Source organism: Helicobacter anatolicus (genome assembly GCF_021300615.1).
GTDB classification, from domain to species: domain Bacteria; phylum Campylobacterota; class Campylobacteria; order Campylobacterales; family Helicobacteraceae; genus Helicobacter_H; species Helicobacter_H anatolicus.
In genome coordinates this window covers 444,898-459,500 of sequence record NZ_JAJTMY010000001.1, presented here as the reverse complement: position 1 = coordinate 459,500, position 14,603 = coordinate 444,898, and the positions used below count along the sequence as shown (strand labels likewise).

Genomic DNA, 14,603 nt, shown 5'->3' with positions numbered 1-14,603 from the left:
TGTAAAATAAAAATTATATTTTGGAGTTCATATGTTAATTACACCACGCACGTTAAGCGGTTTTAAAGACCGACTACCCAAAGAAGCTATTGCGAAAGAAAAACTACTAAAAAAAGTCACACAAGTTTTTGAAAGTTTTGGCTTCACCCCTATAGAAACCCCGCATTTAGAATATGCAGAAATCCTCGTAAAACAAGGTAGTGAAGAAATACAAAAAGAACTTTATCGCTTTCAAGATCATGGTGGACGAGATGTAGCATTGCGTTTTGACCAGACTGTACCTTTAGCACGCTTTATTTCTCAATACAAAAACGAACTCCCCCTACCTTTTAAGCGCTATGTAGTCGGAAATGTTTTTAGAGGAGAACGTGCACAAAAAGGACGTTATAGAGAATTTACACAATGTGATTTTGACTTTATTGGGAGCAATTCTATTGCCTGTGATGCAGAAATTATTCAGGTAATTTATGCATCTATGTTAAGCCTTGGAGTTGAAGATTTTATTATCTGGCTTAATCATAGAAGTATTTTAAATGGAATCTGCCAGTATTTTGGAATCATAAATGAAGAAGACATTCAAAATACCTTGCGAATTATTGATAAGATTGAAAAAATTGGTATTGATGGTGTGAAAAATGAACTTAAAGAAAATCTTAATTTATCAGATAAAAAAATTGAAGGATTATTACAAACTACAAACATTAAACAAACACAACATAAAGAAGAATTTTTTAAAGAAATTGCTCCCATGAAGGAATGGAATGCTGATCTAAAAAAAGGAATTGAGGATCTTGAAAATATGTATAAGATTTTAGAAGAATTGGAAATGAGTCATGATTCTTATCGTATTAATTTTTCTATCGCAAGAGGATTAGGTTATTATACAGGCATTGTTTATGAAACCACATTAACCAGACTAAAATCCCTAGGCAGTGTATGTTCCGGAGGTAGATATGACAATCTTACCAAAACTTTTTCAAAAGAAAATATGAGTGGGGTTGGCGCTTCAATTGGGCTTGATAGATTGCTTGTTGGGCTGCAAGATTTAGGATTATTAGATAACAAGTCCACCACAGCTAGAATATTATTAATCTGCACCAAAGAAGAATTTTTGCCATTTGCTCATCGTCTTGCAGAATCTTTTAGACGCAGTGGAGTTAACACAGAAATCTATCCTGAAGTAACAAAATTAAAAAAACAATTAAGCTATGCAGATCAAAAAGGGCATGAATTTACCATCATTATTGGTGAGGAAGAGTACAAAAATAAAGCTATTACACTAAAAAACATGACAACGGGTATGCAACTTGAACATCTAGGATTCTTAAAAGCCCTAGAAATTATCAAAACCCATTAATTATTCTCTTTAGGCCTTAAACCTAAAGATCAAAATATCGATTAAAAACTTTTGTTATAAATCTAAAGTTATATTTATTGCCGCACAATATATCACCATAAAAAAATCTAAAATCCATATAAAATACATTTAAGAGAATAGAGAGAATAGAGAGAATAGAGAGAATAGAGAGAATAGAGAGAATAGAGAGAATAGAGCCTTCATACTCAAGCTCCATTCTTCAACTTTTATATTTTTAAAATTTATAGCTCACATAGCAAGTTACAGAACGACCTGGTGCAGGCTGTCTACCAGCAGGGCTAGTTCCAATTCCTCTAAAATAATATTTTGCATTAAAAAGATTATTAATCCCTAGAGATCCGTCAATTCTCTGTTTTCCATGTTTCCATAGCGTTCTTGAAATCTGTGCATTAAATACAAAATAATCTGGTAATTGACCCTTTTTACCATCCATGCTTTCTTCTTTAGTGTTCATAATATCTGAATAACTTTTTGCATAATAATATCCAGAAATACCTAAAGTTGCAAATTTTGGAATATCATAAGTTGCGTCAAAGCTAAATTGATGTGGAGAAACATAAGGCAAGAATTTACCATGAATTTCTTCTGTTTTATGATTTGCTACTCTTGCATCAGTAAAACTATATGCAAGGTGAATATTTAATCCACGCACAGGTGTGATATAAGTCTCTAACTCCACGCCTTGAGAAAGTGCAGATACTCCATATAAACCTTGTGCAAACCTTCCAATGCGATAATTATCTGCAAAAATTGCAAAATATGTAGCATTAAAGCTTACATAAGGATTGAGAAAATATCTTGCTCCTACTTCTGTATTTTGAAAAGTTGTTGTTACCTCAAAGCTTGTGCCTGTAATATCACCTGTTTGTGGTGGTAAGAAGCTTTTTTGATAGTTTGCATAAAACACCAAATCTTTAATCGGTTTATAGGTAATACTAACTGCCGGATTAAATTGATGAGAAGTCTCTCTTACTATTCCATTGCTCACGCCATCTTTTATATTACTATACCCAGGATTTAATAACTCATAACGCAAACCCGGATTAATGCTTAATTTTTCATCAAAAAATTTAATCTCATCACTGATATAAAATGCCCAAAAATTATTGTAATAATTTGTGCCTTTTGTAGTCTTTGGTTGCATAACACCATTATGATAAGTGCTATAATACAAATCTTCACCTGTATATCTTGCACCTACAACAATATTTTGTTTCACAGATCCTGTTGTAATTCTAAAATTTGCCTTTGGTTCAAAAGTATTAACTACAAATCGTCTTAAATTATCTATTATAATATCACCTGTTAGAGCACTACCATTTGTAACTTGATTATATCTGCCTTGATCAATTACAAAATTTCTTGTCGCATCATGGAAATAATAATTCAAACTAAAATCTCCATCAAATTTTTCGCCACTTCCAAAAAACCAATTATAACTCACACCCATGCGCTTAGCTATACCACTATTATATTGATTTGGACGAAGGTTTTGAAATCGATTATTATAATAATCTTTTGTTCCTAATGATCCTGGATCATTTGCCTTAAAGTAATAATATTGATAAAATCCCTTAAACACATGATTTGCATTAATTTTATAAATTGCATCAAGTTTATAATTTTGCACACTAGTATCGCTATTTTCTCTAAAACTTTGTCCTCCAATAATATTAGCTTGTGCTTGAATCCCAAAGTGCTCGCCAATCATCCCTCCACTTCTTAAAAAAGTATCAAAAAGCATATTGTTTGCAAGGCCAATTTTGCTATTAAAAGGCTGACCTGTATCTTTGCCCCAAAATGTAATTCTCTCAGAAATTTCATTTTCCCATTCTTTTGGAATTTCCTTACTAATTATATTGATCACACTACTAAAAGTGTTTGGACCATACTGCACGCTTGCTCCACCTTTAATCACATCGATACGCTCTACCATCTGAAAAGTTGTTGGAAAAATTGCAAGTTCAATATTACTATAAGGACCACCATAAACATTATTACCATCTAGTAAAATCAATCCTGTATTTGTATGCCCGTTTCCTGCGCCACCAAAACCTCTAAATTGCAACTTTGGTAAAACACCCGTTCCAGAATACTCTCTTACTTGCACACCAGGAACTTCCTGTAACGCAGCATCAATAGTAACATGTCCAGATTGTTTTAATTGCTTGTTACTAAGCACAGATCTTGATCCAGGATTATTAACAATATCCTCACTCTTATAACTTGCGCCATCAATAATTGCTTCATCTTGCGTAGTAATATCTTGCAACACCACACTATCCTCGGCCAATAATAAACAAGCACCAACAATTGAACAAAAAAACTTTTTTTTCATAACTTTCCTTAACTATTTTTTAAAAAAATCTCACTAAGATAATTTTAGTTTATATTATAATAATTATTCTTATAATTATATTAAAAAAAATTTTAAAATTAAAAAATTTTTTAAAGAAAAAAAGATTTTTAAAAAATAAATTAAGGACGACAAATAAAATAATCCAACTCTGCCAAAATAAGTGCAATATCATATTTTGCTTGTGCAATATTTGTACGCGCTGTATTTAACAATAATTCTGCATCAATTAGTTCGGTATAAGTACCTATTCCTTGTGCATAACGATTATTTGTAATTTTATAATTTTCCTCTGCTTTATTCAAAGAATCTTTATTAATTGTATATTGTTCTTTAGAAAGATTTAGACGTTTGAAATAATCTTGAAGTTTAATTTTTAATTCTCTTTTCAAAGCCTTAATCTTATTTTGCAAAGATAAAATATATACACGCGAGGCTTGATATTTATAACCATCACTAAGTCCATTAAAAAAATTCCAACTTAAATTCAAACGCAATTGGCTTTGTAATCCATAGCTAGTAGAAACGATGCTACTTCCACCATCTATATACCAATATTTTATCCCAGATAAATCAAGCTTAGGAAGAAAATTACTATAACTGATTTTATGTTGCAATTTTGCAGAATCTAACAAAGATAATAAATTTAAATATTGTGTATTTCTCTCTAAAACTTGGGAAAAAATCTCCTCCTCATTTAACACGATTTCTGTATCAATTTCTATATCTTTTAATTCTTCCAAATGTACAGGAATTTTTAATAATTGCTCTAAAGTTTTTAATTGATAATCAATATTCAACTCAGCATTTTTAATACTAATCAATGTGTTTGACAACAAAATATCCATACTTAATGATTCATTTTTTGCACGGATTCCCTGAAAAACAAATTGCTGCGCTTTTGTTCTTTGTATTTCGAGATTTTTCTTTCTTGTTTTTAAAATTTCAAGTAAAATTTTAGACTGTAAGGCATGGATATAAGCACTTTTTGTCTTAAGCACAACATTAAATACAGAATCACTAAGTGCATAATCCAAACGCTTTACTTCTTCTTTAGAATCCTTAATTGCATAATAATCTTTCAAGCCATTAAATAAATTATAAGAAAATTTAAGATGAAACGCATTTAAATAATAATCACTACTCTTACCTGGAACGTTATAACTAAAACTATAACCCCCATCAAATGCTGGCATCAGTGCAGAGTATTTTGCTTTTTTAAGATATTCACCTTGTTTTTTTAAACCTTCTTGCGTAGCAATAAAATCACTTTTTTGTAGTGCAATCATAACTGCTTCATCTATACTCAATGCATTTACAAAACAAAAAAATAAAACAAAAACAAAAATTTTCATTTTTTATCCCTTAAACAAAGCAATAATAAAGCAGGAATAATCAGAACTGTAATAAGTGTAGAAAAAACAATTCCACCAATTAATACCGCTCCAAGACCTCTGTAAATCTCACTCCCATTTCCAGCAAAAAGCACAAGAGGAATTAGTGCCAATACACTAGTTAACATACTCATATAAATAGGCACTAATCGTGTTTTTGTCGCATCAAGCACAGATTCTTTAATAGACATATGATAGGTATTTTGATTGATTAAAGTTTGATAAACAATCAAAATTGCATTATTTACCACACTACCCACTAAAATAATAAAGCCAAACATTGTCAACACATCTAGATTCTGTTTTGCAATAAATTTATCCACCAAAAATAACCCCATCAATCCTCCTGTTGTAGCCAGCGGGATTGTCAAAATAATAATAAAAGGATATAAAAAATTCCCATATAATGCACATAAAATCAAATAAGTAATTAAAATTGCCAACACAAAACCATCAAACAATTCTACTTTTAACGCTTGTAGCTTCCCTGCACCTCCAGATAAAACAATGTCATTTTCATCGTCCTTTAAAATAGGATTGACTACTTTTTCTTGTAAAATTTCTGTAACCTTTTCAATTGGCATAGAATCCTTAACATTCAAAATTAATAATAGATTTCTCTTTTGCTCAAAATGTCTGATATTTGAAACACCAAATTCATTTTCTACTCTAGCAAGAGATCCTACAGAAACTACACTCCCATTTGAAGTATAAATTTGAGAATATAAAATATCTTCTGGGGAACTCTCTTCCCTTCCTCTAAACACTCCTTTAGTATCCAAGATAATATCAAGACTCTTCCCTTCATTACGATATTCTCCCACTTTCTTACCCTTCAAAAGCACTTCTACAATCGTTCCAAAACTTTGTGCATTTAAACCATTTAATGCAAGATTCCTAGAATCAGGATAGAGATTGATTTCTTGATTATTTAATTCTAAAGAGGGCACCACTCTAATATTAAGATTTGGTAACACCTCCTTAATAGCTGCAATAATTTTTCCTGCACTCCTACTTAAAGAATCTAAATTATCCCCTGTGATATTAATATCAATACTTGAACTCAATGCCCCACTAAAGACTTCTTGCTGCAATACTACACCGCTTACATTAGGAATAGTATCAATACTTTCTTGAGCATATTCCATTAACTCTTTGATTCTATTAGGATTTTCTGCAACAAGATAAAAATACAAACTATCCCCTGCACTAATGAAAAAATCCTTAATTAATGGTACTTCGCTATGAGTAGTATTTTTTTGATTTTTTGATAAATAAGGTTCAAAATCTGCTTGAAGCATCTTTACAATACGCTGCTTTTCCCCCAATGAAAGCCCTGGTGGCACACTCAAATAAGCAATGATAAAATTTTGATTCCCTTTGGGAAGATAATCTGTTTTGGGAAATGCAATAAAACTAAATACTCCGCACATTCCCACAAAAATTACAATACTTGCAATCTGTCGCCAAGTATTTTTTACACAAAATTGCACACCCTTCATAATCCATGTAGCAATCTTCTCTCCCATGCTAACAAAAAAATTATCAAGATACCCTGTGGTTTTATAAGTTTTTCTTTGAGGTTTTTTGTATTTTAAAAGTACATATAAAAATGTCGGAATAATAAAAATACAAACAAAAAAAGAAATACCAATCGAACTACTTGCAGCCATTGCAATATCAATAAATAATTTTCCCGCATCACCTTTTAAAAAAATAATAGGAATAAAAATAGCAATAGTTGTAATACTAGATGCTAATAATGCCCCCACAACCTCTCTTGTCCCCTTCAAACAAGCTTGAAAAAGACTTTGTTCCTTTTTAGTGTGACGCAAAATATTTTCTAATACAACAATTGCACTATCAATAATCATACTAATTGCAAAAGAAACTCCTGCGAGTAAAACCACATTTAGCGTACGATCAAAAATCTCTAACACAATAAAAGAGCCAATAATACTTAACGGAATCACCAAAGTAATCACTACTAAGGACATAATATTTCGCAAAAATATCAATAAAACAAGGGTAGAAAGCATAATACCTATCAAAATATTTTGCTTAACAAGATTAATAGAAGTTTGAATATATTGTCTTTGATCCCTCCCCCACTCAATCACAATTCCACGCTTTTCTAAAAAATTTTGATTAAGTTTTTGTGTGAGTTCTTCAACTCTGTTTGTAAGATCCAAAATATTGGCTTGTGCAGTCGGACGAATCTGTATAGAAATCACTTTACTATTATTATGCAAATGATAACTAGAAATTTGCTCATAGCCCTCAGAAACACTCCCTACATCTCGAAGTAAAATATTTTTATGATTGAGTGTTTTTATCACCGTATCTCTAATAGAATCTAAACTTGCATATTCCCCTGTTGTTGTAATTCTATAACTGCGTTGTGAAAAATTCATACTTCCTGCAGAAATATTAACATTTTGCTTTTTGATACTTGCAATCACATCATCAATTCCTATGTGAAAAAATGCAAGTTTTTGTGTATCTAATGTGATGAAAATTTGCTTTTTTCTCCCTCCGCTAACATAAACTTCCCCTACTCCATCAATACGCTCATAATATTTAATAATCTCATCGCTAATAAAGTTTTTATAAGTATCAATATCATCACTTGGATATAAAGTCTTAGCAAATAAATACACAGAAATTGGAACATTTTCACCCGTCATTTTGACAATAGGCTTAGATGCATCTGTAGGATAGCCTCTCACCTCTTCAAGCCTTGAAGTCACATTCAAAAGCATATTTTGCAAATTTACATCCACATCAAATTCTAAGGTAATGATTGCCATTCCTTGTTTTGAAGTTGAAGTAATACTCAAAAGATTGGGGATATTTTTGAGATATTTTTCTTGTTTTTCTGTAATTTCTTTTTCAATTTCATAAGGCGTTGCACCACTCCATGAAGTATAAATACTCACAACAGGGCGCACCACTTGTGGCAAAAGCTGGTAAGGCATTTTTTGCAAAGCCATTAAACCAAACAAAAGCAAAAATATTGCTGCAACAAAAACCCCAACAGGATTTTTTAAACAATACTTAATCCATTGATTCACGGGATTTCTCTAACCTCACTACCATCTTCTAATTTATCTTGCCCACGCAAAACAATTTTTTGATTCTCCTGCATATTCCCCTGCACTAATGCTTGATTGCGATTGACAGATAAAACATCTACTTCTACAAGCACGGCTTTTTTGTCTTTAACAATAAATACAACAGCCTTGCCATTTCTCTGCACAATACTATCTCTAGGAATTAAAAATCCACTATTTTTCCTATCTACATTTAATTTAATTGTAGCAGGCATTCCATCAAGCAACATATTATCCCCATTAATACTAATATACACAGGAAAATTTCTAGAATTCACATCAGCTTTTGGAATAATAGCAACAATTTTTCCCTTATAAGTTTTATTATTAATTGTTGCATTAACAGCCTGTCCTAATACAAGATGATTAGTCATAAAACTTGGCACATCAGCCACAACTTCCACATCTTTAGTATTTAGAATCTGACAAATTACTTCACCTGAACTAATCCACTCACCATGATGGACCTTTTGATCTACAATCACACCATCAAATGGTGCATAAATCTCCTTATGCCCTAAATCCAAAATCGAAATATCCAACTCAGTTTGCAATGCCAAAATACTTGCTTCTTGTGATTTTACTTCATATTCTATATTTTCATACTGTTGCAAGGGAATTGATTGTGTCTCCAGCAAATTTTTATATCGCTCCAAATCTTTTTTCTTTTTTTCCAAAATATACCGAGCTTGGTCCAATTTAGCCTGCTTTATAATAATGTCTTTTTGCAAAAACTCATCATTAAGACTAAGGAGTTTTTCACCCTTTTTTACATGCTGCCCTAAGCGAAAATACACCTTCTCTACTGCGCCATTAGATTGCGAAGCAATATTTGCTACTTCTTTAAAAATTACATTGCCTACAAAGTTTTCTTGTTGTTGTAAATAACCTTTTTTGATAGGAATAGTATTAATAGCAATAGGTTTTGCAAAGAAAACCTCAAGAACTAAAAAAAATATAACAAAAATCTTATTCATAAAAAGCTTCTAAAATTTTGTTTAATGTTTTTAAAAACGCTTTTTTTTCTTCATCTTGCAATGCTTTATCAATCTTTTGTTCATTAATCTCTTGCATAACCTTTTCAATAATCTCTACTTTTTTCCTCCCTAACTCTGTCAATTCTATATACACTACTCTTTTATCCCCATCTTGATGAATCCGTGATATAAGTCCCTTGGCTTCGAGTGTTTTCATTGCTCGAGAAATCGTCCCCTTATCTTTATCAAAAATTGCAGCAATTTCATTGATATTTGACATTTTATTTTTTTTTACAACCGACAAAATCCCTGCTTGCTCAAATCCAATATCAAATTCCCTTAGCATATTAGCAAGTAGTACACGAATATTTTTAGCGGCAAAAAACAACGCTTTAACAACATTTTTTTCTTCATATTTCATCAAATATCTCGCTTAAAAAATCACTATTTAATTATTTTTTAAATTATAGCAAAAAACTACACGATTAATTTTTCTCTATTTAGATCTCATTTTTTTAAAATCTATTTTACTTCCTTTTTATTTAGTTCTAAAAAATTATGCTACAATTATAAAACTTGGTATAGCAGGTGATTGCTCACTACTGAGAGGAAAGTCCGAGCTACAGAGACAGGATTCCATTTAACAAATGGCTAGCGCAAGCTAAGGGAAAGTGCAACAGAAAAGAACCGCCATTTTTGGTAAGGGTGAAAAGGTGGGGTAAGAGCTCACCGGAATTTAAGTAATTAAATTTGTCTATGTAAACCCAATCCGTAGCAAGAAGAGTATGGTTATTGTCTCATTATATAAAACTCTTTGCTTGAGCTTTGTTGTAAAACAAAGCCTAGATAAATAATCACCCAACGACAGAACTCGGCTTATCGCTATACCAAAACTGCATCTTTTTCTCAAGGAAATCTGTGAATTTACAAACTTCAAATTCACCACATATTTCTGTTTTACTTAATGAAGTTTTAGAAATTTTCAAAGACATTTACGAAGGTATTGTTATTGACTGCACGTTAGGTTTTGGCGGTCATACAAAAGCCCTACTTGAACAAAACAAAAATATTAAAATTATAGGGATTGACAAAGACAGCGACGCTAGAAATTATGCTTGCAATTTACTACAACCATATAATGATAGATTTACATGTGTTGCTGGAGGATTTGGAGATAAAATCACAGAACTTATTGCCAAATATGGCAAAGAAATCAGAGGTGTATTGGCAGATATTGGTGTAAGTTCCTATCAGCTTGATATGCCAAATAGAGGTTTTGGCTTTGATAGTGATATTTTAGATATGCGTATGGATAGCACAAATGCTTTTGATGCAAAATATATCCTTAATCATTACTCAAGCTATGATTTAGAAAAAATTTTCTCCACTTATGGTGAGCTCAGAGAAAGCAAAAAACTCGCTCAACTTATCACACAAGAACGCACCAAAAAACCTTTTTATTTTGCAAAAGATTTTAGTGTTTTCTTAAAATCATATTTTAAAAATCCCAAAATTTTACCGCTTGTATACCAAGCCATTAGAATCGAAGTCAATCAAGAATTAGAAGAGCTAAAAAAACTACTTAACGCTTCATTAAATCTTAGTGATGCATTACTTTGTGTAATTACCTTTCATTCTCTTGAAGATAGAATATTAAAACAAACACTAAAAGAATATTCACAAAGCTGTGTTTGTGATAATAGTGTATTTAAGTGTATCTGTGGAAACAACCACCAAAAAGGAAAACTTCTCACTAAAAAACCCATTATCCCCACCCCAGAAGAAATCAAAAAAAATCCACGATCAAGAAGTGCAAAAATGCGCTGCTTTCATTTCCAAAAATTAGATTGAAAATATTTTAAAATCTCCCAAAATATAAATCTTATTGATTCTTGAGAATATCTAAAATACTTTGTGCATGCCCTTTTGTTTTTACATTATAAAATGCATGTTGAATTTTTTTATCTTTAATAATAAAAGTACTCCTAATAATTCCAAATACTTCTTTGCCATACATCATTTTCTTCCCATAAGCTCCATAACTACTTGCTACTTTTTTATCAGGATCACTAAGTAATATATGTTGCAATTGCTGTTTTTCTATAAAATTTCTATGGCTTTTTGTGCTATCTGGACTTACTCCTACAACCACCGCACCACACTCTTCAAACTCTCCTAACAAGGCGCTAAAATCACGACCCTCCAGTGTACAACCTGGTGTGTTATCTCTTGGATAAAAATAAAGAACAACAGTCTTTGACTCTAAATCTTTTAAATAGATCTCAATATCATCCTGATTTTTTAAACAAAACTCAGGAGCTATATCTCCAATTTTTAACATATTTTATCCTTTTTATAATACCATGCTTTATTTTAGTAATTTTTTTTTCGCTTGTTTCTATTATAAGATTTTTAAATCTTATTAATTCAAACAACAATAAACTTTTGTGTATATTATTTTGATATTTTTCTAAATATTTTAGCTTCAAAACTTCCAGCACGCTTTCTTTGTCATACTGCATATTTTTATCAAGCTTTTCATCTAAATCTACCCATACTGCATTCCAAATATGCAATGCATAAATATCCTTTTGATACTGCAGCTTATAATATCCCTTAGGCTTAATAAAGTCTTTTGCTTCAAACCAGTTAATTTCACAAAATGTATTTGGAGTTTTTAAAAATTTTTGCATATTAAAATCTTGTATCATTTTATCTATCAATTCAGGACCAATCACACCCCACAAAACTTTTTTAACTCCATTGCTATAATTAACAATATTTTTTTCATCATTTAAGATTTCATCACATCTTTTCAATAAAGTATTAATAAAATCACATTCCTTAGGTGTTTTAATAATACAAGTAGTAGCCATCACCTCCCCCTCATTATCATTACGCTGCATAGCAAAGACATAGTCTTCTTGAAAATCAAAAGATTTACAACAAATTACATCCATATCCGACCAATAAGAACCCTTTTTCTTCAAAATGTGATAGCGAAAATAATCACTAAAAGCAGCAATTCCCACGCTTCCTCGATCGTCAAAAAAAATTTTATCTTCATCTAAAATCTCTCTAGCATCACAAATTTTAAATAAATCAATCTCATTGTTTTGACTTTCTTGCATAATTCTTTCTCGCAAAAATTGCATAGAAACATCATTAGGAGTATAAGTATAAAGATGAAATTCATGCCCATTTTTTAAATACGAAAGTACACATAAAACTTCAATAACACTAATACTATTTTTTGAAGGATCTTTACTATACCAAAAGCTCTGAATAATTTTATTAGACAAAATTAACACCTCTAGTAAATAATTACACTTGTTTTTTGAGGACCATGTACCCCAAATACTGTTTGCAATTCAATATCTGCAGTTCTTGAAGGACCTGCAATAAATAAAATATTAGTTGCTAAAACATTATGCAAACCTTTAAGATACTGCACTCCTGCATATAAATTAGGCATAATCTTTGTAGAATCCAAAAGCATAATACAATAAGGTGCAATTAATGATGCCAATCTCGGGGACTGTATCGAACTTACAATACCAACAATTCCTAAATTTGCAATACCACATTTTGCTTCCACAATACTTGCCTCAATTTCAAATAGATCCTCACGCACTTCTTCAATACTTTTTTCATAAGGAAGCAATTTTACATCTTTTAAATTATCTATATCTATGCTCAAATCTGTTGCACAAAGCATTTTTTTAATATTTGCATTTTTTACAACTTTTTGCAAATCTTCCATAACCTTATCTCTACTTGAAAGAATTACCTCTGCCTTATTATTTGTTTGAAATTTAATAAATTCTTCTAAAAGTGTATTTTCTTCATGATTAATTGCATCAATAAAAGAAGTATTAAACTCAAACTTTTCTCTGTATTGCAATGCATCTTCTATATTTTTTAATATGGTTTCTCTACTCATAAATTACCCCCTGAAGCTTTTTAATTTCACTATGCAAATTTGCATCAATCTTTGGATAGTTGCGATATTTTGTCCATTTATTAAGAATTGGGATAAAACGATGGAATATTTTTCCCATGCCACCAAGATTTTTTGCTAACCATAACACACTTCTCCATTTCTTACCACAAGTAGCATTTTTAGCAAACCCACTCATCAAAAACTGTTCAATAGAATTCTTTACTTCTTTTTTATAACCTAAAACCTTACCATATCCCTGCCCAACCTTCTCACTTCTCAAATCTCTAATCAATTCTGCCAAAGGAATCTTAACTGGACAAACTTCAGAACACCTACCACATAAACTACAAAGATCAAGCATAGGAGCACAATTATTTAAACCAAAAAGTTGCGGGGAAATAACTTCCCCAATAGGACCTGGGTAAGTACTCAAATATGCATGTCCTCCAATTTTATCATATACCGGACAATGATTAAGACAAGTCCCGCAGCGAATGCAACTTAAAGATTTAAAAAAATTCCTATCATTGAGCATATTTGAACGATTATTGTCTAACAAAATAACATGCACTTCTCTAGGACCATCTTTTTCACCTTCTTTTCTTGGAGAAGTAATAATATTGTTGTAACAAGTAATAGGTGCACCCGTAGCAGAAGGCACAAGCAATGTCCCCAAAATAGATGCATCTTCAAAACTTTCAACAACTTTTTCGATTCCACAAATTGCTACATGTATGTCACAAGCCGTACTTGTCATACGACCATTACCTTCATTTTCCACAAGCCAAATCGCACCTTCATCTGCAATTGCAAAATTTGCACCTGTAAGCCCCATTTTAAAGGTTTTAAATTCCTTGCGCAAATGTTTTCTAGCAATTTCATTAAGTTTTTCTGGCTGACTTTCCAAAGATGCACCAAGTTTTTCTTGAAAAATCTCACCAATTTCATAACGATTTTTATGTACCGCAGGCACAACAATGTGAACAGGAGTTTCATCAATAAGCTGAATAATCAACTCTCCTAAATCTGTCTCTATCGCATCAAGACCCTTTTGCTTCAAAAATGCATTGAGATGAATCTCTTCACTTGCCATAGATTTACCCTTCAATATTGAAGTAACCTTTTTTTCTTGCATGAGATTATAAATAATTTCATTTGCCTCTTTTGCATCACTTGCCCAATGCACCTTAATACCATTTTTTGTGGCATTTTCTTCAAACCTTCTCAATAAAGCATCTAAATGTGTAAGTGCTTTTAATTTAACCCTTCTACCCTCTTCTCTTAAATCACTCCATTTTGTATAGCGTGCGTTAATTAAATTCTTGCGATTGTTTTTTAGCGTATCCATCGCGGTTTTAAGATTTTCTCGTAATTGTTTATTTGTTAGTTTTTCCTGTATAATTTCTTGATATTCTTGTGTAGAATGATAAAAAGTTTTCATC

Annotated in this window: 11 protein-coding genes and 1 other RNA gene; 3 read left to right on the top strand and 9 right to left on the bottom strand. The window is 31.3% G+C overall.

All coding sequences use genetic code 11. The features are described 5' to 3' along the window. Positions 1 to 31: 31 nt before the first annotated feature. The gene (gene hisS / locus LW133_RS02335; RefSeq protein WP_233076020.1) at positions 32 to 1,357 is read left to right on the top strand and encodes a histidine--tRNA ligase; all 1,326 of its coding nucleotides are present in this window, start codon (positions 32 to 34) and stop codon (positions 1,355 to 1,357) included. Between the two features lie 235 nt (positions 1,358 to 1,592). On the opposite strand, the gene LW133_RS02330 is transcribed toward hisS, so the two are convergent. The 5 genes from LW133_RS02330 to LW133_RS02310 form a co-directional block, all read right to left on the bottom strand. After that, the gene (locus LW133_RS02330; RefSeq protein ID WP_233076016.1) at positions 1,593 to 3,716 is read right to left on the bottom strand and encodes a TonB-dependent receptor family protein; all 2,124 of its coding nucleotides are present in this window, start codon (positions 3,714 to 3,716) and stop codon (positions 1,593 to 1,595) included. Between the two features lie 140 nt (positions 3,717 to 3,856). Then, positions 3,857 to 5,089, bottom strand: coding sequence for a TolC family protein (locus LW133_RS02325; RefSeq protein WP_233076015.1), 1,233 nt, complete (start codon positions 5,087 to 5,089; stop codon positions 3,857 to 3,859). Further along, positions 5,086 to 8,202 (bottom strand): efflux RND transporter permease subunit, encoded by a 3,117-nt coding sequence (locus tag LW133_RS02320; RefSeq protein ID WP_233076014.1) that lies wholly within the window; start codon positions 8,200 to 8,202, stop codon positions 5,086 to 5,088. Before LW133_RS02320 ends, LW133_RS02325 begins: the two co-directional genes overlap by 4 nt. Next, complete coding sequence (locus LW133_RS02315) at positions 8,199 to 9,218, bottom strand: efflux RND transporter periplasmic adaptor subunit (protein WP_233076013.1); 1,020 nt, start codon at positions 9,216 to 9,218, stop codon at positions 8,199 to 8,201. Before LW133_RS02315 ends, LW133_RS02320 begins: the two co-directional genes overlap by 4 nt. Continuing rightward, on the bottom strand, positions 9,211 to 9,639 hold the full coding sequence (locus tag LW133_RS02310; RefSeq protein WP_233076012.1) for a MarR family winged helix-turn-helix transcriptional regulator: 429 nt from the start codon (positions 9,637 to 9,639) through the stop codon (positions 9,211 to 9,213). The genes LW133_RS02315 and LW133_RS02310 overlap by 8 nt, the downstream gene beginning before the upstream one ends. 155 nt (positions 9,640 to 9,794) lie before the next feature. Here LW133_RS02310 and rnpB point away from each other — a divergent pair. Together rnpB and rsmH are read left to right on the top strand one after the other, a co-directional pair. Beyond that, an RNA gene (gene rnpB / locus LW133_RS02305) (RNase P RNA component class A) lies at positions 9,795 to 10,113 on the top strand. Between the two features lie 23 nt (positions 10,114 to 10,136). Further along, positions 10,137 to 11,069, top strand: coding sequence for a 16S rRNA (cytosine(1402)-N(4))-methyltransferase RsmH (rsmH, locus tag LW133_RS02300; protein WP_233076010.1), 933 nt, complete (start codon positions 10,137 to 10,139; stop codon positions 11,067 to 11,069). Positions 11,070 to 11,100: 31 nt separating this feature from the next. Here rsmH and LW133_RS02295 read toward each other — a convergent pair whose 3' ends face one another. From LW133_RS02295 to LW133_RS02280, 4 genes are read right to left on the bottom strand one after another with little or no spacing between them, the layout of a single operon-like run. Beyond that, the gene (locus LW133_RS02295; RefSeq protein WP_233076007.1) at positions 11,101 to 11,559 is read right to left on the bottom strand and encodes a peroxiredoxin; all 459 of its coding nucleotides are present in this window, start codon (positions 11,557 to 11,559) and stop codon (positions 11,101 to 11,103) included. Beyond that, a complete protein-coding gene (locus tag LW133_RS02290; RefSeq protein WP_233076005.1) occupies positions 11,531 to 12,520 on the bottom strand; it encodes a glycosyltransferase in 990 nt (329 codons plus the stop codon). Before LW133_RS02290 ends, LW133_RS02295 begins: the two co-directional genes overlap by 29 nt. Before the next feature lie 11 nt (positions 12,521 to 12,531). After that, positions 12,532 to 13,161, bottom strand: coding sequence for a LutC/YkgG family protein (locus LW133_RS02285; protein WP_233076003.1), 630 nt, complete (start codon positions 13,159 to 13,161; stop codon positions 12,532 to 12,534). After that, positions 13,154 to 14,602 (bottom strand): LutB/LldF family L-lactate oxidation iron-sulfur protein, encoded by a 1,449-nt coding sequence (locus LW133_RS02280; RefSeq protein ID WP_233076002.1) that lies wholly within the window; start codon positions 14,600 to 14,602, stop codon positions 13,154 to 13,156. The genes LW133_RS02285 and LW133_RS02280 overlap by 8 nt, the downstream gene beginning before the upstream one ends. Position 14,603: the final 1 nt, after the last annotated feature.

Coding starts and splice junctions, on each gene's coding strand:
- hisS (WP_233076020.1), top strand. CDS start 32: ATGTTAATTACACCACGCACGTTAAGCGGTTTTAAAGACCGACTACCC.
- LW133_RS02330 (WP_233076016.1), bottom strand. CDS start 3,716: ATGAAAAAAAAGTTTTTTTGTTCAATTGTTGGTGCTTGTTTATTATTG.
- LW133_RS02325 (WP_233076015.1), bottom strand. CDS start 5,089: ATGAAAATTTTTGTTTTTGTTTTATTTTTTTGTTTTGTAAATGCATTG.
- LW133_RS02315 (WP_233076013.1), bottom strand. CDS start 9,218: ATGAATAAGATTTTTGTTATATTTTTTTTAGTTCTTGAGGTTTTCTTT.
- LW133_RS02310 (WP_233076012.1), bottom strand. CDS start 9,639: ATGAAATATGAAGAAAAAAATGTTGTTAAAGCGTTGTTTTTTGCCGCT.
- LW133_RS02295 (WP_233076007.1), bottom strand. CDS start 11,559: ATGTTAAAAATTGGAGATATAGCTCCTGAGTTTTGTTTAAAAAATCAG.
- LW133_RS02285 (WP_233076003.1), bottom strand. CDS start 13,161: ATGAGTAGAGAAACCATATTAAAAAATATAGAAGATGCATTGCAATAC.
- LW133_RS02280 (WP_233076002.1), bottom strand. CDS start 14,602: ATGAAAACTTTTTATCATTCTACACAAGAATATCAAGAAATTATACAG.